Raw genomic sequence first — 26,121 nt, forward strand, 5'->3', positions numbered from 1 at the left:
GCAAAACTAAAAGTTATATTCGAACTTTGCAAATGCAGACGTATCGTTTTCTGCTCCATCGTTATTAGAGGCAAGTCCGCCAAGGGTCAAGCGCCCCCCCATGGCAAGCATTCTGTAACGTACTTCAAGCTGTTTAGAGCTAAATGCTGTTTTGGTAATCGAGTTACCTAAGTCTGGGTTATTTGGGTAACGGTCACGGTTGTCGCTGTTGTAGTCTATATCACGTAATTTTACTTGCCAGTCAGTTCCGCTTGAGAGTTGCCCAAGTACGGTTAACACTAGCGATTGCGCATCATTATCATAGGTAGAGCCGATAGGGCGACCATGGTAACGATACCCTGAATTATAAATACTGTGCTCATAGAAGCAGTTTTCAGTTGCTGATGTGGCAGAACACGCTACGCCGGTATCAGTGTATTCTAGGTTAAATAAAATATTCTGATTATAAATACGAGTCGTGGTTTGTATTCCACCAAGATAGCCTCTGTCTACTGGCTTAATGCCGCCACTGGTATCTTCACCAATCGTGCTTGCATATACCGCATAAGGTTGATTAAACAAAGTGTCAGACCAACGAATATCAAAGCCCGCGAGTTGATTACCCAAGCGAGTTATAAGCTCACCATCACAATCATTGGTACCATCAACACATTCACCTCCGCCGGTTATTAAATCAAAAAAATCGCCTGCTGAACTGGGTTGTCCCTTGCCAGCCCATTGTGCTGACCAACTAAAGCCAATTTCTAATTGTTGAATTGGACGAAGATTTAAACGAGTACTCCATAATAATGCATCAGGTACAACTCGGGTTGACTCAAGCTTAGCCATTTGTGCTGTAAAGCTCCACTGACCAATCCAGCTAAGCCAGGGCGTTTCGAACGCGCTACTTTGTTCTCTACTGAGGCTTATTGCGGGAAGTGGCTTTGAATTACCAGACATAATTAAGCTGTTATCAACACCTGGGCCCCAAAATTGCTCAACGGCACCTGCTCTTACAATCCAATTACCCATACGATAAGCTAAATAGCTGTCATCTAAAGAGGTATCATTACAGTCTGTTAGCACTTGCTCATTTTTGGCTATATCGTCAGTTGTTTTGCCATTGACTAAACAGTTTTTGCCATCACTACGATGATTAAGCGCAACTTTAGCCGCAAAGTTATGTCCTAGATAAGCATAAGCTACTGTTAATTCAGACTCTTGTGTATTTGTTGCCCCAAAGCTAGTAACGGCTAATGGATCTGAGTTGGCGGAAGCTGAAAGTTGTACACTATGAGAACCACTATTTTCTGACTTATAACGATGTTTCACACGCAATAACGCATCCTGCAGGCGAGGAGGTAATTGTTCTAACGTCGTATTATTTACATCATTAATAAAGCTTTTCCACATTAATGGATACGTTGTTACTGGCGCTAAAATAATGCCAGCATCGGCAAGCTGTTGTATATCTGCTCTAAGACCATAGTCATCAGGCTTTACCCAGGGTTCAGCATTCACGGTTGTGGTTACGGCACAAAAAAGCGAAGAGAGTATAAAAATTTTGTTTCGCAAAGCTCAGATCCTTGTGATTTAAATTGCGGCTAAGTCTAGCAATCTACGCCCTTTATTGCAGTAATTAAATCAACTCATTAAACAAAGATAAGCTAAAAAAATATTACTCTGGAACAGATTAAAACACCGCAGCTCTATCGTAAAAAAGATGGCGTTGATATACTCGCTGCAAAGGAAAAGCAGAGATAGTAATGAGCAACAAACGACTTTTATTTATTCCCGTGTCATCGCCAGAAGGTATTGGTGAATATATGCGCTCATTACAGCTAGCTCATACCCTTACCTCAGAGTACGACAAGCAGTTAGATATTCATTTCATTTTAAATAAGCACACGGCTTACGCTAAAAGTTGCCCGTTTCCTACTTTATTGTTAAATCAATCGGCAACAAAAGAAAACACACGTGTATGTCAGTTTATTGAGCAATACAAACCAGATGTGGTGCTGTTTGATTGCGCAGGGCGAGCAGAACAAATGAAGGCCGCGAGAAGTGTGGGTGCTATAGTGGTTTTTATTTCTCAGCATACAAAAAAACGGGCAAAGGGCTTAAAGCTCAATAGAGCGGGTCTTATCGATACTCATTGGGTGGTTCAGCCTGATTACTGTATCGACCCTCTTTCATGGTATGAAAAACTAAAGCTCAATATGCTGCCGTTGGCATACCCTAAAAATGTAGGACCATTTACCGTTTTTGCTTCCAAGCAACAAAAAAGTGATGTACTGACACGTTATAACTTACAAGAAAAAGAATTTCTTATCGTAAATGCAGGATCCGGTGGGCATACCCTTAATGGGCAAAGCTGTGCTGATATCTATTATAAAGCAGCACTGATTATTGCGAAAAAAACGGGTTTAAAAGGGGTTGTGGTGTTTGGTCCTAACTATACGAGCCCATTACCAGATACCGATGAGATTACTTGTTTAGCAAGTCTTCAGGGGGAAGAGTTTTTAGCATTACTAAGTCAGGCAAAGGTGGCATTATTAAGCGCGGGTGATACTTTACTCCAAGCTATTGCCTTGCAAACCCCCACTATTGCGTGTGCTATTTCAAAAGATCAAGGTGAGCGCCTCACTCGTTGTACTCGCACAGAAGTGGTTTACCAGGCACAGCTTGATATTGTTGATATAAGTGAAAAAGTGCAAACGTTACTTACAGAGTCTCGTTATAAATATATTATTGATAAGTATTCTACTTTAGAAACAATCCACAGTTTTGATATTATTACACAAGGTTTGAAAAACATGTTGTTTGATAATACTTATTAGTTATCAAAAGTGTAGTTTTCAGGTTGTTGATTTAGCTAGTTTTTTGGAATTCGAGCTCTTGGTTGTATTGGTTGCCTAATGTTTGCCAATCGTTTTGCTGCCAATGAAAGTTGCTATTGCGGCTTTGCTCTTTTAAAAAGGAGCGCTGTAAGCGAGACATGTTGCTTTGTTGCCATTTTTTATTGGGCAACTTTATTTCGCCACGGTCAAAGTCGATAATGTAAACATCACCAGAGTCATCAAATAAAATATTATTAATATTTAAATCAGCGTGATACACCCCTTTACTATGAAATTGGGCAATAGTTTGCGCTATTTTTTTTACCTCAGCTTCACTCAATGTGCGTTCAATTAGTATATCTAATATACTTTTAGCGCCGCTTACCGCTTCAGTAATAATATCACCTCGGTAAATAAAGCCATGTCGGCTCACTTTAGCTGCAATAGGCTTTGGTACATTTAAGCCTAACTCTATTAATCGAGTCATTAAGCTAAATTCTTGATAAACACGCGTATGCTCAAGTCCGAAGTATAAATATTGATCGCTGAGTAGTTTTCCTATTAGGCCGCCACGCCAATAATGGCGCAACACAGCCGTTAAATCTGCGTGTTTAAAAAACCAAGCAGTTGCACGCCCCTTTTTAGCGCCGACAATTTTTTGCTGTTGTTGCCAGAAATTGGGCTCAAACCAATCTAACTCTATTTCGGTGCTATATTGAGGATGGCTTAAAATGACATGGTTATTTTTGACGTGTTGATTAAACATAGCTCATAGGATTCGCTTAAATATGTGCACATATTAACGTGTTTTCAGGCTAAGGATAAGTACTTGCAATGACGCGATTATAATTTAAGATCGGGTTTTATTATTTTACCTCCAAGGAAACGTGTGACTTCAGCGCCTACTTACACATCTATTTGTATTTTACGTCTTTCTGCCATTGGTGATGTATGCCATGCAGTGAGTGCAGTACAAGCAATTCAAAAAGCGCATCCAAATGCTAAAATTACATGGGTGATAGGGAAGGTCGAGGCGATGCTGTTAGCAGATTTGCCTGGCGTTGAGCTTGTTGTATTTGATAAAAAACAAGGAAAAACGGCACTGAAACAGTTAAAGCAAACCTTCAAAGGGCAGTGTTTTGACGTACTACTTAATATGCAAGTGGCTTTAAGAGCTGGTTTTGTCGCTCGCTGTATTCCTGCCAAAGTTAAAATTGGTTTTGACTGGGCTCGTTCAAAAGAGCTGCATAGTTTATTTATTAATAAACGCATTAAAGCCCAATCTCAGGCGCATGTTTTAGAGGGATTTAAAGGCTTTGCTCAAACAATTGGTGTTGATGATTATGTCCCTGTTTGGAATATGCCCTATACCGACAAAGATCAAGCTAAAGCTGATGAGCTGTTAGGTGACGACTATTTATCAAATAAGTTATTTGTTATTTCGCCAGCGGCAAGTAAAGCACAGCGTAACTGGTTAGCCGAACGCTATGCCGTGCTTGCTGATTATGCCAATGCGCAAGGTTTTAAAGTAGTGCTAACCGGTGGGCCTACTGAACTTGAAATTAATTTAGCAAATAGCATCATTAAATACAGTGATTCACCCATTCTGAACTTGGTGGGTAAAACAAAACTCAAAGAATTATTGTGCGTACTTAAGCGTGCGGGTTTAGTACTTGCGCCCGATACAGGCCCAGCCCATATGGCGGTGACTGTTGGCACGCCTGTTATTGGTCTATATGCGCATTCAAACCCAGCGCGAACGGGGCCTTATTTATACCAAGATTACGTGGTTGAGGTTTATCACCAAAACTTATTAAAGCAAACAGGTAAAACCGCCGAGCAATTGCCTTGGGGTACTCGGGTTAAAGGCGATGATTTAATGAGTCAAATAACCACGGATACAGTAAAAGAAATGTTTGACCATGTTGTTAATAAAGAGTCGTTATTATGAATGATAAACACATAAATAAGGCGCTTTTTTTAGACCGTGATGGTGTAGTAAATGTTGATCATGGCTATGTATTTAAAAGCGAAGAGTTTGAATTTATAGAGGGTGTGTTTTCAACGTGTAAAGCATTTTATGACGCGGGCTACAAAATAATTGTTGTAACGAACCAATCAGGGATTGGTCGAGGTTATTACTCAGAAGCCGATTTTTTTGCTCTTAACACATGGATGAAAGCGCAGTTTAGTCATCATCAAATTGAAATTACTGATGTTTATTTTTGTCCTCATCATCCTGAAAATGCATTACCAGCGTATTTAACAGATTGCGATTGCAGAAAGCCAGCGCCTGGTATGTTACTTCAAGGAATGAAAGATCATCATATCGACCCTGCACTGAGTGTGATGGTGGGGGACAAACGAGGTGATATGCAAGCTGCTATAAGCGCCAATATACGCACTAAAGTATTGGTACGTTCGGGGCAAACAGTTGATGAGCAAGCCGTAAAGTCTGCTGACTATGTTTGTGACTCAATCAAGGAACTTCCTGTTTTGCTTGCTGATCTCATTTAATATATATCTCATGCCTGTAAACTGGCAGCTTTTCCTGCCAATTAGCTAATTTGCGACGAATGACAAACAGTGCAATTTGGTGCTTAAACTTTTACAATACCCGCATTATAAATAGCAGCAACGCGTCTGCTGTTTAACCCGTTCAACCAAATGGAGATCACAGATGAGAGCATCTGCTTTTTTTAGCCAATTACAACAGCAAATCGAAGACGTTAAAGCTGAAGGTTTGTACAAAAATGAACGTGTTATCACTTCACAGCAGCAAGCTCAAATTGAAGTGGCATCAGGTGATAAAGTTATTAATTTTTGTGCTAACAACTACTTAGGTTTAGCTAACAGCCCAGAGCTAATTGCAGCTGCACAAAAAGGTTTAGATGACCATGGTTTCGGTGTGGCATCTGTGCGTTTCATTTGTGGCACACAAGATATTCATAAGACGCTTGAGAAAAAAATCAGTCAATTTTTAGAGACTGAGGACACCATTTTGTATTCATCATGTTTTGATGCGAATACAGGCTTGTTTGAAACTATTTTAGGTGCAAACGATGCGATTATTTCTGATTCATTAAACCATGCTTCTATTATTGATGGTGTTCGTTTATGTAAAGCAAAGCGTTTCCGTTATGCAAATAACGATATGGCAGATTTAGAAAAGCAATTAATTGCAGCCGATGAAGCCGGTGCTAAAACTAAACTAATTGCTACTGATGGCGTGTTCTCAATGGATGGCGTTATTTGTAATTTAGAAGCAGTGTGTGATTTAGCCGACAAATACGACGCACTCGTTATGGTTGATGACTCACATGCCGTTGGTTTTGTTGGCGAAAACGGTAAAGGTACACCTGAGTACTGTAATGTACTCGACCGTGTCGATATTATTACTGGCACCTTAGGTAAAGCGCTTGGTGGAGCTTCTGGTGGTTATACCTCAGGTAAAAAAGAAATTGTTGAGTGGCTTCGTCAGCGTTCTCGTCCTTACTTATTCTCAAATTCATTAGCGCCTTCAATTGTAACAGCGTCAATCAAAGTACTAGAAATGCTTGAAAATGGCGGTGAGCTTCGCGCTAAGCTATGGTCAAACGCTAAATACTTCCGCGAGCAAATGGAAACGGCAGGTTTTACCTGTGCAGGTAAAGATCATGCGATTATTCCAGTGATGCTAGGAGATGCCAAAGTAGCGTCACTTATGGCTGATAAGCTTTTGGCCGAAGGGATTTATGTAACTGGGTTCTCATTCCCTGTTGTACCAAAAGGTCAGGCGCGTATTCGTACCCAAATTTCTGCAGCGCACAGCAAGGAACAGCTTGATACAGCCATTGCAGCATTTACCCGTATTGGTAAAGAGATTGGTGTTATTTAATTTTCTTGTTAAATCGCGGTTATAGTCGCGATTTTTTAATTGAGTGTGGATTATGAAAGCATTATCAAAGTTAAAAGCAGAACCGGGCATTTGGATGACAGATGCGCCAAAGCCTGAAGTAGGCCATAACGATCTGTTAATTAAGATACGTAAAACGGCTATTTGTGGCACCGATGTTCACATTTATAAGTGGGATGAGTGGGCACAAAACACCATTCCTACGCCTATGGTGGTTGGCCACGAATATGTGGGTGAAGTAATTGACATGGGCCAAGAAGTTCGCGGTTTCGAAGTTGGCGACCGTGTATCAGGTGAAGGTCATATAACCTGTGGTCATTGTCGTAACTGTCGTGCTGGACGCGTTCATTTATGCCGAAATACAACCGGTGTGGGCGTTAACCGCGAAGGTGCATTTGCTGAGTACCTAGTGATCCCAGCATTTAATGCGTTTAAAATCCCAGATAATATTAGCGATGAACTGGCCTCTATTTTTGACCCGTTTGGTAATGCAGTACATACCGCTTTATCGTTTGATTTAGTGGGTGAAGATGTATTAATCACTGGTGCAGGCCCTATTGGTATTATGGCTGCAGCTGTAGCTAAACATGTAGGTGCACGTTATGTGGTTATCACCGACGTAAATGAATACCGCCTAGACTTAGCGCGTAAAATGGGCGCAACGCGTGCTGTAAACGTTGCAAATGAAAAGCTTGAAGATGTAGCTAAAGATCTAGGTATGACCGAAGGCTTTGATATTGGCTTAGAGATGTCAGGTGTTCCGAGTGCATTTAATGCCATGCTAAATAACATGAATCATGGCGGCAAAATTGCCATGTTAGGTATTCCACCTTCAGATATGGCGGTCGATTGGAATCAAGTAATTTTTAAAGGCTTAGTGATCAAAGGTATTTACGGTCGTGAGATGTTTGAAACTTGGTACAAAATGGCTAGCTTGATTCAATCAGGGCTTGATTTAAAACCAATCATTACTCATCAGTATTCAATTGATGACTTCCAAGCTGGCTTTGATATGATGATTTCAGGCCAATCGGGTAAAGTAATTCTTAACTGGGATTAATTATCCCCTTGTTAAGAGAATTAAAGGCGGCATTTGTCGCCTTTTTTGTAATTATAAGAGAGCACTATGGCATTTAAACATATATCAATCGCACAAACCCTCGAACTACTAGACAAAGAAGATGTGGTGATTGCTGATATTCGCGATCCTAATTCGTATCAGACAGGGCACATTCCTGGCTCTGAAGCGCTTTCAAATGCAAATATCGCCCAATTTATGATGGAAAAAGAGTTTGACCAGCCGATTATTATTGTTTGTTATCACGGCATGAGCTCACAGGGTGCAGCAAGTTACTTAGTAGAGCAAGGCTTTGAAGATGTTTACAGCATGGATGGCGGTTTTACTGCGTGGGAAGCCGCTTACAAGGATAAAGTAGCACGATGATAGAGCTAGGCAGTCTAACTAACCCCCGTGCTGCACAGGGCTTTATAGATTACCTAAAAAGCCAAGGGCTTTCAGGGCAAATTCGTACTGAGGATGGCCATACGCTTGTTATTAGTGTGGCACCTGAAGACTTTCATACAGTGCAGCCTTTATGGAACGAATTTGCTAAAAACCCTAATCATGAGCGTTACCAACAAGCATCATGGCAAGTAGGTACTACGCAGTCACCGCTAAAGTATCAAGGGCAGTCGCTTAATTTAGTCGCCCGCTTTAAAGCCTTAAGCTGGCTTAATCAAGGTGTTAGTATTCTCAGCATTGTTGTTTATGTTGCTTTTTTATTTGGTGCGTTTGAGCCTATTTATATGGCGTTGCAGTTCAATCCTGCATCACCACTTACCTGGTTAACACCTGCTATTGTGCATTTTAGCGCTATGCATATTGTGTTTAACTTAATCTGGTGGGTATCGCTGGGTGACAACATTGAAAAGCAATGTGGTAAGTCGAGTTTAATCGGGCTGTTTTTAGCTACCGCTTTAATAAGTAATTGGGCACAGTACTTAATGGTCGGTCCTAACTTTGGTGGGCTTAGCGGTGTTGTATATGGGTTATTAGGCTTTTGTTGGATTTACAGCGCGCTTAACCCTAAACAGCCTGCACTGGTTACAACCGCAATTGTTGGTTTTATGCTGGTATGGTTAGTACTTGGTTTTGCAGATGTATTATTTGTTGGAATGGCTAATTGGGCACACTTAGGTGGGCTTGTTAGCGGTATGGCTTTTGCCTATACCGCCCAGCTTTTTAAAACAAAAAGCGCCTAATGATATAAATATTTAGTAAATAACAGGTCTCGGATTATTTCTTGGCCTGTTTCTTCCTTAAGTAAGCTTTTTAGTTTTTCTGCGCTTTTAAGGCGAATTTGCTCACGCCCTGTTAAAGACTTTATTTTGTTTTCAGGCTCTTTTGATAATATCTCTACTAGCGCATCACGTAACAGCGGGGTGTGGTGTTCTACAATGGCAATATCGGATGTTTTATTTAGCATTAAATCAACTGTAACGCGAACGTAACCCATTTTTTTACTCGATGGGCCAATGTAATTGGTAATAATGTCTGGCTCAAACCCAAAATAACCCACAGTAGACTCAGCACGTGCTGATAAGCTAGTTAGGCTGACTAAAAGAATAAAAAGGCCTGTAAATACTGTTTTTTTCATTTCAAAAGCGTTTCCGTAAACTAATTACAAATAGTTTATACTTATTAGTAAATAAGATACAGCAAGATGCTGTTATTTGTTGTGTTTGTAAAAGTACTCTGGACTCAAGTTTGGGATAGGCAATAACGAGAGTCAAATGCTGGTTAGCTTTTTATGACACAAGATGTGCTTGGTATTGAGTAAATCGCGCTTTTTCAAATTCGTTGGCAATGTTATGATCTCTCAGATTTTTTTCAAGTAGAGTTATTGTGATTACTTTTCCTCTTTCTTTATCTGCTGATTGGCAGAGTACCGCTCAAGTCACTGGCTTATCTAACGCTGAGAAAGAGTGGTTATTTGAACCGCATTCTTTAACGGCTAAATTAAAAAGTCAGTCTCAGCGTTTTGCTGTAAAAGTGTTGAGTGAGCAAAAAGTAGACCTTTCGCAATCACAGCAAACGCTATTAAGTGAGCAGGTAAGTACAGTACTTAACCGTGAAGTGTTACTGTTGTGTGATGAACAACCGATTGTTTATGCTCAAAGTTGGTTGCCAATAACAAGTAACAATACAAACAATCAGCTGCACAATATGGGAGAACGCCCGTTAGGTGATGTAATCTTTCAAGATCCTGCGTTAAAGCGTACCGATATTGAAATTGCGCGCTTTGATGATAGCCACTCATTGCAATCACTGGTGAGCGAACTTAATTTACCGAATCGCTCTTTACTGGGCAGACGCAGCGTATTTTCTTTACATAACTATCAATTTTTGGTCTGTGAGGTTTTTTTACCAGGAGCTTACTTATACTCATGAAACTAGCCGCTTTGTCTGTTAATCATATTCCCTATTACATCCAGTTAATGCGAATTGATAAGCCCATAGGCACCTTATTGCTACTTTGGCCAACTTATTGGGCACTGTGGATAGCGAATGATGGCTTGCCTAGCTTAACAAATTTTATTGTGTTCACCCTTGGGGTAATAGTTATGCGTAGCGCAGGGTGCGTTATCAATGACTTTGCAGATAGAAAAATTGATGGCTCAGTAAAGCGTACTTGTCAGCGGCCGCTAGCGACCGGAGCGGTAAGTAGTGGCGAAGCCATTAGTTTGTTTTTATTACTCGTTGTCATCGCTTTTATATTAGTATTACTGCTTAATACCAATACTATTTTGTTATCGTTTGGTGCACTTGGATTAGCGTTTTGTTATCCCTTTATGAAACGTTACACACAACTTCCTCAAGTTGTATTGGGCGCGGCTTTTGGTTGGGCAATCCCTATGGCTTTTATGGCATCAATAAACTCTCTACCCGTGCAGGCATGGTTGCTATTTATTGCCAATATTTGCTGGACGGTGGCTTACGACACTATGTACGCAATGGTTGATAGAGACGATGATTTAAAAATAGGAGTAAAATCAACCGCTATTTTATTCGCCAGTTATGATCGCCATATTATAGCGCTACTTAACTTTAGCTTTTTTGCGCTGATGGTTTTAATTGGATTGATGAATCAAATAGGATTTAGTTTTTGGTTGGGATTAGCTATTGCAGCAATGTTACTTGTGTATCAACAGCGTTTGATTCATTTACGCCAGCGAGATAATTGCTTTAAAGCATTTTTAAATAACCATTACGTAGGACTGGCTATTTTTATTGGTTTATTATTTTCTTACCCCGTTTTTGCTTAACGGGGTGGGTCGATAATGCCACTAATTGACGCGTTTTTTCTGAACCAACCAGCAATCGAATAGCGGTTATCAACAGCAGGAAGTACTTCATGTACAAAGCGTTCGCTTTCAAATAATACCAAAGTGCCTGCCGTGGGTTTTATTACTATTTCTATGTCTTTACTTTTAGGCTTGTAAATAACTAGCTCTCCACCTTCCTCTGGAGAGTTCAAATATAATACGGTAGTAAAAACACGGTTTGAACGACCTTTAAATGCATCTACATGTTTTTTATAAAAATCACCTTGCGTATATTTTGCATAGTGACATTCATAATCAAACAAACCCATAAAGAAAGTTCGATTAAGCGTATTACGAACTGCTTCCATTACTTGCTGGTAGCCAAGTTGTGCATTTGAACTGCCATCAAACCAATAGGTTTTGTCTTTACGAACTGTATTATCAATTTGCAAGTTATTTAATCGACCAATACCAGCAAGGCTAAAGTGTGGATTTATTCTGTAGCAATCTGCCATTAAATCAAAGATTAGGTCACTATCAATGGCGTTTTCAATAATGGCATAACCATGCGTTTCAATCTGCTCTAGATAAATTCCAGAAGCTGTAAAGTTGTTCATTAACGCTAGTCATAATAGTAGGGAGCGTTAGTTTAATGCAAAAAAACTTTAAAGCTACAAATTTATCGCGTTCACCAAAGCGCATGGTGTAATGTTATGCTTTTGAGACTTTATTTATTAACGAGAGTAAGTGGTCAACATGCTCACCTGCTTCTATTTGTTGGCTGGTTTGCACAATAAGTTGCTCATGGCTAATATCGTTATTAGTTTTAAGTTGAATCAAATTTTGGTTTTCTGCCACAGAGCTGGTGTGTTCAATACCGGCAATCGCAAAATGGTCTGATTTTTCAAGTCCAGCCATGACCTGCTCAATACTGCCCACTTTAATAGTTGATACTTTATTTAATGAGTCTACTACTTCATTAAGCATTGATTGCACTTGTTTTGACTGTGAAAAACAACTGAACATTGGATAACTTTCGAGTTCTTTTTTACTAATATCGCTTTTATTTGCTAAAGGATGTTGTTTTGAACAAAATAAAATAAGCTGATCAGGTAATTGTATGTCGCTACCAATGCTATTGACTATTTGCGAGCATACACTAATGTCAATTTCGCCTTGAAGTAACTTTCTATGAAGCTCAGTTTTGTTTTGTAGCTGCATTTCGATTTTAACATGCGGGTATTGGCTTAAAAATTCACCGCAGGTAATTGGTACTATGCTGCTAGTTGTTGTGGTGTAACCAATAACCAGTTTTTTCTCTTCAGTGCCATTAATTGACTGAAAAGCACGATGTTTTATTTGTTCTAGCTCATTGAGGGTATTTTTTGCAAAGTCGAGGAAAAGTTCGCCTGCTTGAGTTAATTTAACCGAGCGAGTAGAGCGAGTAACAAGCTCATAGCCAAGCTCTGTTTCAAGAGTTTGAATACTTCGAGTTAACGCCGATGTGCTAATTTGAGTTTGTTCTGCAGCTTGCCTAAAATGACGAAGTAGGCCAAGCGCTACAAATTGTTCTAATTGTTCAAATCTCACTATATAGTCCTTTTTTATAGGTAAGCTAGGGGAATTACAGATTAAATACTGACTTTATATCCCTATAGTTCAGTTGAAGTAATGTTTTTAACCACCTCATTAGATTAACTTTCTTTTTGCCTTATTTAAAGAGAATAGTTGCTAAAAATTGTTATACCTTTGGGTAATGTTAAGTAACTGTTGGGTTTTATCATTAGCCTAATTTGTGCAATTTTATAACCGTTTTCTTAGAATTTCGGTTTGTTAATTACTGTTTTTGCTTTTAGGGTTGGGCTCAATAAAGTTTTTACTTACTCGGTTACTTAAAGGCTTACTTTCAATGTTTTGCAATTCAATTTCTATGGCATCACAAGAGATGTGAATTTCAAATAAGGAGGTGAGTAAAGACAAGCTTAAGCAACTTAAACTGACACCAAATAAAATAATGCCCGTGGTATTAAACTCTATAAATAATGCGAACATAGATAGCGTACATAATAAAAAAGCAGCCACTCCGTATACTTGCATGGTTCTTATTAATTTTATTCGCTTTCTAAGGTTGGTTATTTGCGCCACCACAACAGGACGAATAGATTCCCCTTCACGTGCATTCAGTTCTCGTATTAGTTGCGCTAGCACTAAAAATCGGTTTGTATAGGCAAGTAACAACAACGAGATTGCTGGAAAAAGTAAACCTGGAGTAGTTAGCGTCATAATGTGTCCTTAAATCATATTATTTGCTTTAGGTTACGCAGGCAAATTGTACACATAAAGTAAATGAGGTGGATATTGCAAAATATTAATAATAGCGATTCAAATATAACATCATTTGATTGGGTTACGCTTTATAACGCAGAAAATAGTTTAGAGGCCAATATTATAAAAGGATTGATTCTTAATGCGGGAATTGAGTGTCAAATTAAAGGTGAAATGCTGCAAGGTGCAATGGGCGAGATCCCGTTTGAGCAAACACAAGTAAGTGTGCAGGTTTATGCGATAAAAGAGCGCCATGCACGCGAAATATTGGTAAACTATCAGCAAGTAAAACAATCCGCTCCAGATTGGGTGTGCCCTAACTGTAATGAGCATAATGGATCAACATTTGATTTTTGTTGGTCATGTGGGACTTTAAAGAATGACAAAAGCGAATAATTTTCAGCGTATTAGAGAGTTAAATTACCTGCAAAAAGCGGTATTGGCCAGTGCGTTAATAGAGCGTATGTTGCCTAATTATGGACTGTTTAGTGAGGCTACCGGTTTTGGCGATGAGGTTATTTTACGTAATGCTTTAAATGTATGTTGGGAAAAGATACTGCTTCCTAAAAGTAAAATTGACTTAGAAAAGCAAGTCGAAAAAATTGAACCTAATGTACCTGAACTTGCTGATTTTGATATGTTTGGCACTTACCCTGCCATTGACGCTGCCACTTCATTATTGAGCTTAATGCATGGCCTTTTAGCACAAGACGAGCAAGAATTTGTTAATGTGAGTAAAATATCGCAGGCAACTGTGGCTCGCTTTATTGAGTATCAAATGACGGTTGAAGGGGATGTTGCTGATAATAAAGCAGTGCGTGAACACCCACTAATGCAATACGAAATAGAGGTATTAGGTGAACTAATTGATTTTGTAGAAGCTATGGGGCGTATTACTGCTGAAAATGTAAAAGCATTGAAAAAGCATGTCCTTGCTGATGGCCAAACTAACATTGGTTTAGCACTTTAAGTTATTTGTTTTAAACACCTTGTTAGGTGGCAGGAGAATTAACAATGCGAATTTTAGGCATTGAATCATCATGCGATGAAACTGGTATTGCTATTTATGATGATGAAAAAGGGCTACTGGCTCATCAATTATATAGCCAAGTAAAAGTACATGCTGATTACGGTGGTGTGGTACCTGAGCTTGCATCCCGCGATCATGTACGTAAAACATTGCCGCTTATTGATGCGGCATTTGCACAAGCTGGCTGTGGACCTGAAGATTTAGACGGTATTGCCTACACGGCAGGACCAGGTTTAGTAGGGGCTTTGTTAGTAGGTACCTCAATTGGTCGCTCTTTAGCGTATGGTTGGGATATTCCTGCGGTGGCAGTGCATCACATGGAAGGGCATTTATTAGCGCCAATGCTTGAGGAAAACGTTCCCGAATTTCCATTTATTGCTTTACTCGTATCTGGCGGTCATACCATGATGGTAAAGGTTGCGGGCATTGGCCAATACGAAGTATTGGGTGAGTCGGTAGATGACGCTGCAGGTGAAGCATTTGATAAAACTGCTAAATTACTTGGGCTTGATTACCCTGGAGGTCCTCGTTTAGCTAAAATGGCTGAGCAAGGCGTTGCCAAACGATTTGTTTTTCCACGCCCGATGACTGATAAGCCTGGTCTTGATTTTAGCTTTAGTGGCCTAAAAACCGCCGCTTCGATTGCTATTCGTGAAAATGATAGTGACGAGCAAACTAAAGCAGATATTGCCCATGCATTTCAAACAGCCGTTATAGATACTTTAGTGATTAAGTGTAAGCGTGCACTAAAGCAAACAGGTATTAAACGTTTAGTCATAGCTGGTGGTGTAAGTGCTAATACGCAACTACGTTTGCAACTAGAGCGTGTGATGCAAGGTATGAAGGGCGAAGTGTATTACCCACGCACTGAGTTTTGTACCGACAATGGCGCAATGATTGCTTATGCTGGTATGCAGCGTTTAAAAGCGGGACAGTTTGCTTCGCTTGATATGAAAACTAAACCGCGCTGGCCAATCGATAGCTTAGAAGCAATATAGTTAACCAGAACTTAAGTTAGTTATTACTTCTTGTCATCTGTAGGGGCTTGTTTAGTCCCTACTTTTGGTTCTTCACCCTTAAATAAACGCACAATATTAGTGCGATGCCTAATAATGATCAGTAGCGTAATAAAGGTCACGGGTAAGGTGTATAACGGCTTTATCCACCATGTATATAAAGGTGCTAGCGTCACAGCTACTAGCGCTGCAAGGGATGAGTAGCGGGTAATCGCGACAATAATCAGCCAAGTACCAATCAATAACCCACCTAAAGAGAGCCCTATCGGCAGTAACGAGCCAAATGCTGTTGCGACCGCTTTCCCCCCTTTAAAACTAAAAAATAATGGGTACATGTGCCCTAAACATGCTGCAACCGCAATTAAACCAAGCTCTAGCGGCTCAAGTTTTAAAAAGTAAGCGCCCCACACAGGGATAGTGCCCTTTAAAATATCAAATATTAAAACTAAGCATGCGGGGAGAGCGCCGCCTAAACGGTAAACATTGGTTGCTCCTGGGTTATTGGAGCCATTTGTGCGTGGATCGGGAAGTTTGAATAGCCGCGACACTAAAATGGCCGATGAAATCGAGCCGAGCAAATAGGCTAATACAAACATTAAAATGACTAACACGCGCTTCCTTATTTTTTAATCATTACTTTTAAGCTATTATTGGCGTCAAAATTTACGGGTTTCTTAAATTACTCGCAATTTTGTAATTATTCTATTGTAGAAGTAATTTTAGTATATTTAAACACTGATTAAAGTATATACAGTATTAATTTGATTGATACAATATGTAATTAACTCAGTGACTTGTTACAGTCATTTGGAGTATCAATGGACAAGGTATTTATATCACAATTGCATGTCGAAACGATTATCGGGGTGTATGATTTTGAAAAGAAAAGTAAACAAAGCCTATACTTTGATATTGAAATGCTAAGCGACATTAAGCCTGCAGCACAAAACGACGATATTAACTTAGCATTAGATTACGCTAAGGTAAGTGAGCGAGTTATCGAGCACAGTACGGCTAAACCAGTCGAACTTTTAGAAACGCTAGTGGAACAATTAGCGCAAATTATCTTAACCGAATTTAATACTCCTCAAGTAACGATAAGAGTTAGCAAGCCCGCTGCAGTTTCACAAGCGCAAACTGTGGGTGTAGAGATTACGCGCATCAAGGCTACGGCTTAAATGGCGCAGATATTTATTAGCCTTGGTTCAAACATTAACAAGGCAGAGCATATTCGGCGTGCTCTAGTGGCGTTAAATCAGCACTTTGAAAACACACATCACTCATCAGTATTTGAAAGTGAAGCTGTGGGTTTTGCCGGTAATAACTTTTATAACTCAGTACTTGCAGCCACCACTAACATGGTGCTTGTTGATGTTTGCGCGTTATTAAAACAAATTGAACGCGACAATGGTCGCCAAGCAAATGATAAAAAGTTTAGCCCACGTACACTGGATCTCGATTTACTCTTTTATGATGATGTAATTTGCGAGAGCCCAGCACAATTACCGCGTGACGAAATTACTAAAAATGCCTTTGTCTTGCAGCCTTTAGCTGAGGTGGCCCCTGATTTTTATCATCCGGTAGCAAAACAAACGATTGCCCAAATATGGAATGCATATAACAACCCTCAACAAAAACTATGGAAGGTGGAGTTTTCTAACCCATGAGTATTATAGAAATAATTGTTTTAGCCCTAATTCAGGGATTTACTGAGTTTTTACCTATATCGAGTTCGGCACACTTAATTTTACCATCACAAATTTTAGGCTGGGAGGATCAAGGGTTAGCGTTCGATGTTGCTGTTCACGTAGGCACTTTAATTGCGGTTGTTATTTATTTCCGTAAAGAAGTAGCCGATATACTCGGTGCTTGGTTTAAATCGTTTGGCGTGCAGGGCACAACAGATGATAGCAAACTAGGTTGGTGGATCATTTTAGGTACTGTGCCAGCAGCTATTTTAGGCTTGTTATTAAAAGATTTTGTTGAACTGTACTTACGCAGTGCATGGGTGATTGCGACCACAACAATCGTATTTGGTCTATTGCTTTGGTACGCAGATGCCAAAGGTAAGCAAATAAAAACAATCTATCAGCTAAACTGGAAAACGGCCCTCATTATTGGCTTTGCACAGGCCGTTGCAATGATCCCTGGCACTTCACGTTCAGGTATTACCATGACAGCGGGTTTAATGTTAGGTATGAACAAACAAAGTGCAGCGCGCTTTTCGTTTTTATTAGCTATTCCAATCATTTCAATGATGGGTCTTTATTATACTGCAGAGCTTGCCCTTGGCGATCATATCGTAGATTGGACGGCATTATTGTTAGGTGTAGTGCTGTCGTTTTTATCAGCTTATGCTTGTATTTTTATGTTTTTAAAAGTGATTGAGCGAATGGGAATGCTACCATTTGTTATTTATCGTTTATTATTAGGTGTCGGTTTAATATTCTTTTTAATGCTATAAGCTATTAATCTTCAGGAAAGCCTCCCACTTTGGGAGGCTTTTTTATTTGCGCCAAGGGTTAATGGTAACTTAAGCTAAATTTTGGCATTATAGCGCCATTAAATTTTGCCCTAGAGCAAACTCCGCGCAGGATGAAAGGATAGTAAATGCATATACATATTTTGGGTATTTGTGGCACATTTATGGGTGGTATTGCCGCTATAGCTAAATCATTGGGTCATCACGTTACTGGGTCGGATCAAAACGTTTACCCACCAATGAGTACCCAGTTACAAGAACTGGGTATTGAACTAACGCAGGGCTATGATGTATCTCAACTAGAGCCAGCTCCAGATATCGTTGTTATTGGTAATGCAATGAGCCGTGGTAATCCGTGTGTTGAATATGTACTCGATAAGAGCCTGCCTTATACTTCAGGGCCTGAGTGGCTAAAACATAACTTATTACAAGATTCATGGGTGCTGGCTGTGGCGGGAACTCATGGTAAAACAACCACCGCTAGTATGTTGGCGTGGATACTTGAATATGCGGGTTTAAAACCGGGCTTTTTAATTGGCGGAATTGTACAAAACTTTGGTCTTTCTGCGCGAGTTGGGCAAACGCCATTTTTTGTTATAGAAGCCGATGAGTACGACACGGCCTTTTTTGATAAACGCAGTAAGTTTGTTCATTATTTACCTCGAACACTTATTTTAAATAATCTTGAATTTGATCATGCTGATATTTTTGAAGATTTAAACGCAATTAAAAAACAATTTCACCATTTGATTCGTACACTACCGCAAAGCGGCAAAGTGCTGTGGCCAAAAAATGATGAAGCACTGAGCGATGTGATTACAAAAGGCTTGTGGAGCGAGAGCGAAACTCTAGGCGATGACTGGAATTATGAATTACTCAAAGCCGATGGTTCTCAATTTAATGTTTTACTAAATAAGCAGTTACAAGGCGTTGTTAGCTGGCAAGCGATTGGTGAGCATAACGTTAAAAATGCCATGATGGCTATTGCAGCAGCACGTCATGTGGGAATTGCAATAGAGCACAGTATTGAAGCTTTGAGTGAATTTATAAGCCCAAAAAGGCGAATGGAGCTTAAAGCAGATATTAATCATATTAAAGTGTATGACGATTTTGCCCATCACCCAACCGCGATTCAAACAACACTTGCGGGGCTGCGTGCTAAAGTGGGGGATGAAAAAATTATTGCGATTTTAGAGCCGCGCTCTAACACCATGAAAATGGGAGTGCATCAATTTACACTTCTCGATTCACTTCGCGATGCAGACGACGTGCTGTTATTTGAGCCTGAAAATTTAAACTGGTCACTTAAAGAGCAAGCTGACAAAGCGGGTATGCAATGCTTTGATTCTACAACCGCTATTATTGATACAGTACTTGAGAATATTGAGCCAAATCAACATGTTTTAATTATGAGTAATGGTGGTTTTAATGGTCTTCATCAGCAACTTGTTGATGGTTTGGCCGATAAATACAGCGGAGAATAATGTGCAATTTAAAGATACAATTACCTTAGCATTTAGTGGCGCATCAGGCGCACCATATGGATTAAGGCTGTTGGAAGTGTTACTTGAACAACAATTTCAAGTGTATGTGCTTATTTCAAGTGCCGCGCGTGTAGTTTTTGATACCGAGTCTAATATAAAGTTATCAGGGAATGAAGATAAAGCTACCGAGCAGTTAAGTGCATTATTTAACGCCAAGAGCGAACAATTAAAGGTATTTGGCAAAGATAACTGGTTCAGCCCTGTAGCTTCGGGCTCTGCAGCGCCGAAAAAAATGGTAGTATGTCCATGTAGCGCAGGATCTGTGTCTGCGATTGCAGTCGGCGCATCAGATAATTTATTAGAGCGCGCCGCCGATGTGGTGATAAAAGAGCGAGGTCAACTTATTTTAGTGCCACGCGAAACCCCGTTTAGCGAAATTCACTTAGAAAATATGCTTAAATTGTCGCGTTTAGGGGTCACTATCATGCCCGCTGCACCTGGTTTTTATCATCAACCACAAAGCATAGAAGACTTAGTTGATTTTATGGTGGCGCGAATTTTAGATCATTTAAATATTGAACATAATCTCACAAAGCGCTGGGGTTATGGTGAGGGTAAAAAATGAATAAGCAAAATATTGCTTTAAATATTGAAGGCCTTACCAAGGTTTACAAAAATGGGGTTGAGGCAGTAAAAGGCGTTGATTTACAAGTGCATGAAGGTGACTTTTTTGCACTGTTAGGTCCAAATGGAGCGGGTAAATCAACCACTATTGGGGTGATATCTTCTTTGGTAAATAAGACCAAAGGTAAAGTTGAAGTATTTGGTCATGATATTGATACCGACCTTGAAGCGGCGAAAGCCAACTTGGGCTTAGTGCCACAAGAGTTTAACTTCAGTCAGTTTGAAACCCTAAGCCAAATACTCGTTAATCAAGCAGGTTACTACGGTGTACCGCGCGGCGAAGCGCACAAACGTGCTGACAAGTACTTAGCACAACTTGGGCTACTTGAGAAAAAAGATAAGCAAGCGCGTACCCTTTCTGGTGGTATGAAGCGTCGTTTGATGATTGCACGCGCCTTAATGCATGAACCAAAGTTACTTATTTTAGACGAACCAACTGCGGGCGTTGATATAGAGCTGCGCCGCTCAATGTGGGAGTTTTTAAGACAAATCAACGAACAAGGCGTGACCATTATTTTAACCACTCACTACCTTGAAGAAGCCGAACTACTGTGTAAAAACATCGCTATAATTGATACCGGCCGTATAGTTGAAAACACCACCATAAAAGCCTTGTTGGCTAAATTAGACAAAGAAACCTTTGTATTGGATTTAAAACAGCCTACCAATCCGGTGACGCTTGAAGGGTATAATTTTACCATGACTGATGATCACACCATTGAAGTTGAGGTGGCTAAATCACAAGGGCTTAATGCTGTATTTAGCGCGTTAACCGAACAAGGTAATACTGTGCTAAGCATGCGTAATAAAGCAAATCGATTAGAAGAATTATTTGTAGGTTTATTAGAGCAAGGGCGGGGCGAATAGATGTTTAAATATGGCGTAGCCTTAAAAAGTATTTGGATTAAAGAGTGTATTCGCTTTTTGCGTATTTGGGTGCAAACCTTAGTGCCGCCAGCGATTACTATGAGCTTATATTTTGTTATTTTTGGGAACTTAATAGGCTCGCGTATTGGCGATATGGGCGGCTTTAGTTACATGGAGTTTATTGTTCCTGGCCTTATTATGATGTCAGTTATAACAAACTCTTACTCGAATGTGGCTTCGAGCTTTTACTCAACTAAGTTTCAAAAAAGTATTGAAGAGTTATTGGTTGCACCTGTGCCTAATTACATCATTGTGTTGGGTTATATGGGCGGAGGCATGACCCGAGGCATTATGGTGGGCTTTATTGTAACGTGCGTTTCTTTATTTTTTGTAGATATACAAATACATAATATTTTTGTGATTATGGCCACTGTTATTCTTACCTCGGCGGTGTTTGCCTTGGGCGGGTTAATCAACGCTATTTATGCAAACAGCTTTGATGACATAAGTATTATTCCGACCTTTATTTTAACGCCTCTAACTTATTTAGGCGGGGTGTTTTACTCAATCACTTTACTGCCTGATTTTTGGCAAATGGTATCGCAAATAAACCCGATCATTTATATGGTTAACGCATTCAGATACGGATTTTTAGGTGTTTCTGATGTTGATTTAACGGTTGCGATTGCGGTGTTGTTGGTGTTTATCAGCGTATTATTTACTTTAGCACTGACGCTAATTAAAAAAGGTGTGGGGCTAAGACACTGATGAGCGATGCAAATTCACGTAGTATTGTATCTAATCAAGCGGGACTTCATGAAAAGCTTGATGAAATAGTTAATAAACACTTACAAGCCGAGTTTAAAAAGCCAATTGCAGCGCATACTCAAACCGCATTTGATGAAGTTAATGCTAAGGTGCAAGCCTTTGATGGACCGCTTATTCTAGACTCCTGTTGTGGCGTTGGCGAAAGCACTGCTAATTTAGCGAAACGTCATCCTGATGCGTTAGTTGTGGGCATTGATAAGTCATCTCACCGACTTGATAAGCATGATGTTGAGTATAAACAAACTGAGAGTGGTCATTACATTTTAGTGCAAGCTGACTTAAATGATTTTTGGCGTTTAGCTGTCGCTGCTAATTGGCGGCCTACTCATCATTATTTGCTATACCCAAACCCGTGGCCTAAGTCTAAGCACATTCAGCGGCGCTGGCATGGGGCTGCTATCTTCCCCTTTATTGTTAAATTAGGTGGTTTGCTTGAAGTGCGCAGTAACTGGGATATCTATGTTAAAGAGTTTGCCAGAGCGCTTGAGTTAGCTGGGTATCCTTGTCAAACCGCGTTGTTTGAATCAGACGAAGCAATTACCCCTTTTGAGCGTAAGTACTGGGCCAGTGGTCAGCAAAGCCACCGACTAGCCATTAATCTTAATAACTAATTCATTGCTTTTTTAAAGTCAGTAACATGTGGCGTTGATTTGCCAAGGTAGCTACCTTGCATCAGCGTTACATTTAGCTGGCTGAGCAACTCTGCAACTGTATTACTTTCTACCGCTTCAATAACCAATTCAAGTTCAAGCTGCTGAGCTGTATCAGCGATATAGGTTATAAATAGCGACGTATTTGCATCATTTAACAGCTGCTTTGTGATTGCACCATCGAGTTTAATACCATCAACCTCCACTTTTAACGTATTGAGGGTATTAATAAACTCATTACCCCAGCAGTGCATCACCACCTTTGCTCCCTTACTTTTTACCATTGCGATAAATGACTTTATTTCGTAGTAATGTGAAATAACCTGCGACTCTAAAATTGAAATAGTGATATTTTCAGGATTAGGATAGCGATGAAGTTCATAGGCAATATGATCATAAATAGTGGGATCAGCAATGTTTTCAGCGCACACTGTTAGCTCCCAACAAATTGCCGATTTACGAAAACGTGAAACACATTGAGTAAATAGGGTATGGGTTAACATGCCATTCATACGCAGTCTATCTAGTGCATTTGCAAAGGTATCAGGGGTTAAAATCTCCCCTTGTGAAGTGACTATTCTCGGTGAGCAATCATACCTAATAACTTCATCGGTATGAGTATTTATAACCGGCTGGAAGTAAGGAACAACACGATGAGCATCAAATGCTTCACGAATTTCTTTTGCTATTTCAACATTATATAAATATAGAGATTTAGCGTCGTTAATTGCCTCACAGTAGTTAACTATGCTCTGATCGCCCTGCTTAGATTGCAGTAACGCAATATGAGCATTCTTAAGCAGTAATGACTTATTGCCTCTAGCTACACCAGCGTTAAGGGTAATATAAATAAAAGGCTGATTTAAAAACGGTATATTTTTATCATGTGACTGGATGATGCTATATAGCTCATCAAAGGGAGTTTCTTTATCAGTCAAAATAGCGAGTTTATTAGTTGCAATACGATAAATACGTGCGTGCAAACGGGCTTGCTGCTTAAAGTGAGTGAGCAGCTTTTTCATCACTTCATCGGCTGTTTTTGTGCCAAAAAAACGGCTGATATTATCAATTTCGTTCACTAAAATAATCGCAATTTGTAAATGATGTTCATTGCTTTTTTTTAGCCGTTTTTCTAAGGCAATATGATTTTCAAATCCGCTTGCATGGTCGCTCATTAATGAACGACGTACTCCATAGTAATAAAGAATATAAACTATTAATAAAATAATAATTACGCAGCAAAAATGAAACATAGATTGATATAAGTCTGTTTTTAACGCATTGCTAATTTTATCAACGCTAATATCTGCAGCTGTAATATAGGTTCTGCCATTTTTTGCCAGATGAGGAATATATACTGTTTTAGAATGGCCGCGATGCGCTGTTGAGGTTTCAAAAATAGGGGATGTTGATAAAAATGCAGCTATGTTGATGGGCGTGGCTTCGGGGTAAAGATCTAAAAACTGAGTAACTTTACCGTTATTTTGATCATCTTGAGTGTAACTAGAGGCAGTAAAATAAACATTCTCATCAATCAGTACCATTGAATATAAATAATCTATATTTAAATCATTGGCCAACGCCGAAAGCTGGTCAGCTTTATTTTGATAGCTTGAAAAGCTAATTTCTTGCGCTACTTTATCGTGATAATCACTACCTAAAATGTACTTTACGCTGGTGGCTGCATTTAATAAACGATTATCAATGCTGCGTATAACATCATTATTGATGGCAGTGTAGGTGTAGTAACTGTAAATTATTAAGCTGACTAAAAAAAAGACGGTACCGAGCGCCAACCGAGTTAATTTTAGATTTCCTTTTAGCATGTAACATCCTTATTTTTTGTTAGATTTATTATACTTAAAAATTATAAATGCCCAATATTTTAATTACCCTTTGTACTAAATATAAAAAATAGTGAAATGTTATCTATTTTGTATTGTCTTTTATGGCTTAAAACGAGACATTTTTGTCATATTGCAGTAAAGTTAGCGCAATTTTTTAGAAATGCCGTTGCTTAAAAACACCTTAAATTAGCGTGTTTTACAAACTAACAGGTGTTTTAGTCACACACTAGGTATGAAGATGGATCAAAAGCGTTGTGCCGTCGCCTCTAAAGAAAGCCTTAAACGGATATTTACCGTTCCAGAGGCCCCTGACTCAACTTTGAGCAAAATAGAGCTTGAAATTTCGAGTAATTTAGCAGGTTTCTTAAACGAAAATATCGCGGCAATTGAAAAACCATTACATGAAATAGAAAAAGATTTTCAATCGGCGGCTATCCCTGAAGAGCCAACGTTTGTGTCTTGCTATGCCCAAGATATTATGGAACAGCTGGTTGCTCATTCTGTACATACCGCAGCGCCAAGCTTTATTGGTCACATGACATCTGCTCTGCCACATTTTTTACTGCCGTTATCGAAATTAATGGTCGGGCTAAATCAAAACCTTGTAAAAATAGAAACCTCAAAAGCGTTTACCCCATTAGAGCGTCAAGTTTTAGGAATGATGCATCATTTAGCTTATGGACAAAATGATGGCTTTTATTCTAAATGGATGCACAGTGCAAAAACCTCTTTAGGAGCATTTTGCTCTGGTGGCACAGTAGCTAACATTACAGCACTTTGGATTGCTCGCAACCGTTTATTGAAAGCGGATGGCAACTTTAAAGGCATTGCTGCACAAGGTTTAGTGGCGGGAATGCTCCACTATGGTTACAAAGGACTGGCGGTTTTAATCTCTGAGCGAGGTCATTACTCATTAGGCAAATCGGTTGATTTATTAGGTATTGGCCGTGAGAATTTAATTGGTATTAAAACATCGGCTGATAATAAAGTTGATGTAGCTGCTATGCGAGAAAAAGCGCTAGAGCTTGAAGCGCAAGGCATTAAAGTGATGGCAATTATTGGTGTAGCCGGAACGACTGAAACTGGTAATATCGATCCACTTGAAGACATGGCTAATTTAGCACAAGAGATTAATTGCCACTTTCATGTTGATGCGGCGTGGGGCGGAGCTACTTTACTCTCTAATACCCATAGGCACCTTTTAAAAGGTATTGAGCATGCAGATTCAATCACCATTGATGCGCATAAACAAATGTATGTACCGATGGGAGCAGGTTTGGTGCTGTTTAAAGACCCTGCTGCAACTGATGCCATCGAACACCATGCTGAATATATTTTACGTAAAGGCTCTAAAGATTTAGGCAGCCATACCCTTGAGGGGAGCCGCCCTGGTATGGCGATGTTAGTGCATGCTTGCTTACGTGTTATTGGTCGTAAAGGCTATGAAATGCTTATCGATCGCAGTATTAAAAAAGCCCGTTACTTTGCTGATTTGATAAAAGCAGATGAAGACTTTGAATTAATATCAGAACCTGAGCTATGTTTGCTAACTTATCGTTATGTCCCTAAGCAAATTAAAAATGCGATAGCACAGGCCGACGCACAAACCCGTTTAGATATCTTTGCCGCGCTTAATCGTTTTACTGCAAGCATGCAAAAACGTCAACGTGAATCAGGTCGCTCGTTTGTATCGCGTACACGTTTAACGCCAGTTCAATATGATAACCAACCAACCGTGGTATTTAGAGTGGTGCTTGCGAATCCGCTTACATCAGGTGCAATATTAAAAGAGATATTAGAAGAGCAGAAAGAACTAGCTCAAACCGACCCTGTATTTAAAAAGTATTTACGAAAATATATGTAACTAA

General features: G+C 39.6%; 29 protein-coding genes. 21 read left to right on the plus strand and 8 right to left on the minus strand.

All coding sequences use genetic code 11. The features are described 5' to 3' along the window. Nucleotides 1-6 precede the first annotated feature (6 nt). Complete coding sequence (locus tag AC0VZ5_RS03755) at nt 7-1,554, minus strand: capsule assembly Wzi family protein (RefSeq protein ID WP_475474350.1); 1,548 nt, start codon at nt 1,552-1,554, stop codon at nt 7-9. Nucleotides 1,555-1,745: 191 nt separating this feature from the next. Between AC0VZ5_RS03755 and AC0VZ5_RS03760 the strand changes: the two genes are divergently transcribed. After that, the gene (locus AC0VZ5_RS03760) at nt 1,746-2,819 is read left to right on the plus strand and encodes a glycosyltransferase family 1 protein (protein WP_475474352.1); all 1,074 of its coding nucleotides are present in this window, start codon (nt 1,746-1,748) and stop codon (nt 2,817-2,819) included. Between the two features lie 31 nt (nt 2,820-2,850). On the opposite strand, the gene AC0VZ5_RS03765 is transcribed toward AC0VZ5_RS03760, so the two are convergent. Continuing rightward, nucleotides 2,851-3,585, minus strand: coding sequence for a 3-deoxy-D-manno-octulosonic acid kinase (locus tag AC0VZ5_RS03765; protein WP_475474354.1), 735 nt, complete (start codon nt 3,583-3,585; stop codon nt 2,851-2,853). A 123-nt stretch (nt 3,586-3,708) separates the two neighbouring features. Between AC0VZ5_RS03765 and AC0VZ5_RS03770 the strand changes: the two genes are divergently transcribed. The 6 genes from AC0VZ5_RS03770 (at nt 3,709) to glpG (ending at nt 8,976) form a co-directional block, all read left to right on the plus strand. Continuing rightward, entirely contained in the window at nt 3,709-4,770 is a 1,062-nt protein-coding gene (locus AC0VZ5_RS03770) for a glycosyltransferase family 9 protein (protein WP_178955283.1), read from the plus strand. Continuing rightward, nucleotides 4,767-5,336 carry a D-glycero-beta-D-manno-heptose 1,7-bisphosphate 7-phosphatase gene (gene gmhB, locus AC0VZ5_RS03775; protein WP_475474356.1) on the plus strand — a complete coding sequence of 190 codons (570 nt, stop codon included), beginning with the start codon at nt 4,767-4,769 and terminating at the stop codon, nt 5,334-5,336. The genes AC0VZ5_RS03770 and gmhB overlap by 4 nt, the downstream gene beginning before the upstream one ends. A gap of 163 nt (nt 5,337-5,499) precedes the next feature. Then, nucleotides 5,500-6,696 (plus strand): glycine C-acetyltransferase, encoded by a 1,197-nt coding sequence (locus AC0VZ5_RS03780; RefSeq protein WP_475474358.1) that lies wholly within the window; start codon nt 5,500-5,502, stop codon nt 6,694-6,696. A gap of 52 nt (nt 6,697-6,748) precedes the next feature. Then, complete coding sequence (tdh, locus tag AC0VZ5_RS03785; protein ID WP_178955289.1) at nt 6,749-7,774, plus strand: L-threonine 3-dehydrogenase; 1,026 nt, start codon at nt 6,749-6,751, stop codon at nt 7,772-7,774. Between the two features lie 66 nt (nt 7,775-7,840). Next, the gene (gene glpE, locus AC0VZ5_RS03790; RefSeq protein ID WP_010390998.1) at nt 7,841-8,158 is read left to right on the plus strand and encodes a thiosulfate sulfurtransferase GlpE; all 318 of its coding nucleotides are present in this window, start codon (nt 7,841-7,843) and stop codon (nt 8,156-8,158) included. Continuing rightward, the gene (gene glpG, locus AC0VZ5_RS03795) at nt 8,155-8,976 is read left to right on the plus strand and encodes a rhomboid family intramembrane serine protease GlpG (RefSeq protein ID WP_138605095.1); all 822 of its coding nucleotides are present in this window, start codon (nt 8,155-8,157) and stop codon (nt 8,974-8,976) included. The genes glpE and glpG overlap by 4 nt, the downstream gene beginning before the upstream one ends. Here the strand turns inward: glpG and AC0VZ5_RS03800 are convergent. Further along, complete coding sequence (locus tag AC0VZ5_RS03800; RefSeq protein WP_008115596.1) at nt 8,973-9,371, minus strand: flagellar basal body-associated protein FliL; 399 nt, start codon at nt 9,369-9,371, stop codon at nt 8,973-8,975. The two genes, glpG and AC0VZ5_RS03800, sit on opposite strands and share 4 nt — an antisense overlap. 248 nt (nt 9,372-9,619) lie before the next feature. On the opposite strand from AC0VZ5_RS03800, the gene AC0VZ5_RS03805 reads away from it, so the two are divergent. Continuing rightward, a complete protein-coding gene (locus tag AC0VZ5_RS03805) occupies nt 9,620-10,165 on the plus strand; it encodes a chorismate--pyruvate lyase family protein (RefSeq protein ID WP_475474361.1) in 546 nt (181 codons plus the stop codon). Next, a complete protein-coding gene (ubiA, locus tag AC0VZ5_RS03810) occupies nt 10,162-11,040 on the plus strand; it encodes a 4-hydroxybenzoate octaprenyltransferase (protein WP_198522357.1) in 879 nt (292 codons plus the stop codon). The genes AC0VZ5_RS03805 and ubiA overlap by 4 nt, the downstream gene beginning before the upstream one ends. On the opposite strand, the gene AC0VZ5_RS03815 is transcribed toward ubiA, so the two are convergent. The 3 genes from AC0VZ5_RS03815 to AC0VZ5_RS03825 all read right to left on the minus strand — a co-directional run bounded on the left by AC0VZ5_RS03815 (nt 11,037) and on the right by AC0VZ5_RS03825 (nt 13,323). Then, nucleotides 11,037-11,657 (minus strand): 2OG-Fe(II) oxygenase, encoded by a 621-nt coding sequence (locus AC0VZ5_RS03815; RefSeq protein ID WP_054201981.1) that lies wholly within the window; start codon nt 11,655-11,657, stop codon nt 11,037-11,039. The genes ubiA and AC0VZ5_RS03815 overlap by 4 nt on opposite strands. Nucleotides 11,658-11,751: 94 nt before the next feature. Continuing rightward, nucleotides 11,752-12,630 carry a LysR family transcriptional regulator gene (locus tag AC0VZ5_RS03820; protein WP_138605089.1) on the minus strand — a complete coding sequence of 293 codons (879 nt, stop codon included), beginning with the start codon at nt 12,628-12,630 and terminating at the stop codon, nt 11,752-11,754. Nucleotides 12,631-12,873: 243 nt separating this feature from the next. Beyond that, nucleotides 12,874-13,323 carry a DUF2721 domain-containing protein gene (locus AC0VZ5_RS03825; RefSeq protein ID WP_138605088.1) on the minus strand — a complete coding sequence of 150 codons (450 nt, stop codon included), beginning with the start codon at nt 13,321-13,323 and terminating at the stop codon, nt 12,874-12,876. Nucleotides 13,324-13,386: 63 nt separating this feature from the next. Here AC0VZ5_RS03825 and AC0VZ5_RS03830 point away from each other — a divergent pair, with 63 nt between their 5' ends. Genes AC0VZ5_RS03830 through tsaD form a run of 3 tightly spaced genes read left to right on the plus strand, consistent with a single transcriptional unit; the run spans nt 13,387 to nt 15,393 of the window. After that, nucleotides 13,387-13,761, plus strand: coding sequence for a putative signal transducing protein (locus AC0VZ5_RS03830; protein ID WP_372239236.1), 375 nt, complete (start codon nt 13,387-13,389; stop codon nt 13,759-13,761). Beyond that, nucleotides 13,745-14,335 (plus strand): YjaG family protein, encoded by a 591-nt coding sequence (locus AC0VZ5_RS03835; protein WP_008115608.1) that lies wholly within the window; start codon nt 13,745-13,747, stop codon nt 14,333-14,335. The genes AC0VZ5_RS03830 and AC0VZ5_RS03835 overlap by 17 nt, the downstream gene beginning before the upstream one ends. Before the next feature lie 44 nt (nt 14,336-14,379). Further along, on the plus strand, nt 14,380-15,393 hold the full coding sequence (tsaD, locus tag AC0VZ5_RS03840; protein ID WP_036979790.1) for a tRNA (adenosine(37)-N6)-threonylcarbamoyltransferase complex transferase subunit TsaD: 1,014 nt from the start codon (nt 14,380-14,382) through the stop codon (nt 15,391-15,393). Nucleotides 15,394-15,416: 23 nt separating this feature from the next. On the opposite strand, the gene plsY is transcribed toward tsaD, so the two are convergent. Next, nucleotides 15,417-16,022 (minus strand): glycerol-3-phosphate 1-O-acyltransferase PlsY, encoded by a 606-nt coding sequence (gene plsY, locus AC0VZ5_RS03845; RefSeq protein ID WP_036979788.1) that lies wholly within the window; start codon nt 16,020-16,022, stop codon nt 15,417-15,419. Between the two features lie 207 nt (nt 16,023-16,229). Here plsY and folB point away from each other — a divergent pair, with 207 nt between their 5' ends. From folB to trmB, 8 genes are all read left to right on the plus strand, one after another. Then, on the plus strand, nt 16,230-16,589 hold the full coding sequence (folB, locus tag AC0VZ5_RS03850) for a dihydroneopterin aldolase (protein WP_178955301.1): 360 nt from the start codon (nt 16,230-16,232) through the stop codon (nt 16,587-16,589). Further along, nucleotides 16,590-17,078, plus strand: coding sequence for a 2-amino-4-hydroxy-6-hydroxymethyldihydropteridine diphosphokinase (folK, locus tag AC0VZ5_RS03855; RefSeq protein ID WP_475474368.1), 489 nt, complete (start codon nt 16,590-16,592; stop codon nt 17,076-17,078). Continuing rightward, nucleotides 17,075-17,875, plus strand: coding sequence for an undecaprenyl-diphosphate phosphatase (locus AC0VZ5_RS03860; RefSeq protein ID WP_010391016.1), 801 nt, complete (start codon nt 17,075-17,077; stop codon nt 17,873-17,875). The genes folK and AC0VZ5_RS03860 overlap by 4 nt, the downstream gene beginning before the upstream one ends. A gap of 146 nt (nt 17,876-18,021) precedes the next feature. Next, nucleotides 18,022-19,377, plus strand: a complete 1,356-nt coding sequence (mpl, locus tag AC0VZ5_RS03865) for a UDP-N-acetylmuramate:L-alanyl-gamma-D-glutamyl-meso-diaminopimelate ligase (protein ID WP_475474370.1) — start codon at nt 18,022-18,024, stop codon at nt 19,375-19,377. Between the two features lies 1 nt (nt 19,378). Beyond that, nucleotides 19,379-20,002, plus strand: a complete 624-nt coding sequence (locus AC0VZ5_RS03870) for a flavin prenyltransferase UbiX (protein ID WP_178955307.1) — start codon at nt 19,379-19,381, stop codon at nt 20,000-20,002. Continuing rightward, nucleotides 19,999-20,928, plus strand: a complete 930-nt coding sequence (locus AC0VZ5_RS03875) for an ABC transporter ATP-binding protein (protein ID WP_178955309.1) — start codon at nt 19,999-20,001, stop codon at nt 20,926-20,928. The genes AC0VZ5_RS03870 and AC0VZ5_RS03875 overlap by 4 nt, the downstream gene beginning before the upstream one ends. Next, nucleotides 20,929-21,696, plus strand: a complete 768-nt coding sequence (locus AC0VZ5_RS03880; RefSeq protein WP_036956753.1) for an ABC transporter permease — start codon at nt 20,929-20,931, stop codon at nt 21,694-21,696. After that, nucleotides 21,696-22,367, plus strand: a complete 672-nt coding sequence (gene trmB / locus AC0VZ5_RS03885; RefSeq protein ID WP_475474373.1) for a tRNA (guanine(46)-N(7))-methyltransferase TrmB — start codon at nt 21,696-21,698, stop codon at nt 22,365-22,367. Before AC0VZ5_RS03880 ends, trmB begins: the two co-directional genes overlap by 1 nt. Here trmB and AC0VZ5_RS03890 read toward each other — a convergent pair. Continuing rightward, the gene (locus AC0VZ5_RS03890; protein WP_290170989.1) at nt 22,364-24,232 is read right to left on the minus strand and encodes a GGDEF domain-containing protein; all 1,869 of its coding nucleotides are present in this window, start codon (nt 24,230-24,232) and stop codon (nt 22,364-22,366) included. The two genes, trmB and AC0VZ5_RS03890, sit on opposite strands and share 4 nt — an antisense overlap. A gap of 259 nt (nt 24,233-24,491) precedes the next feature. Here AC0VZ5_RS03890 and panP point away from each other — a divergent pair, with 259 nt between their 5' ends. Continuing rightward, complete coding sequence (gene panP / locus AC0VZ5_RS03895) at nt 24,492-26,117, plus strand: pyridoxal-dependent aspartate 1-decarboxylase PanP (protein WP_010391026.1); 1,626 nt, start codon at nt 24,492-24,494, stop codon at nt 26,115-26,117. Nucleotides 26,118-26,121 lie beyond the last annotated feature (4 nt).

Source organism: Pseudoalteromonas sp. QJM3NY_12 (assembly GCF_056173165.1).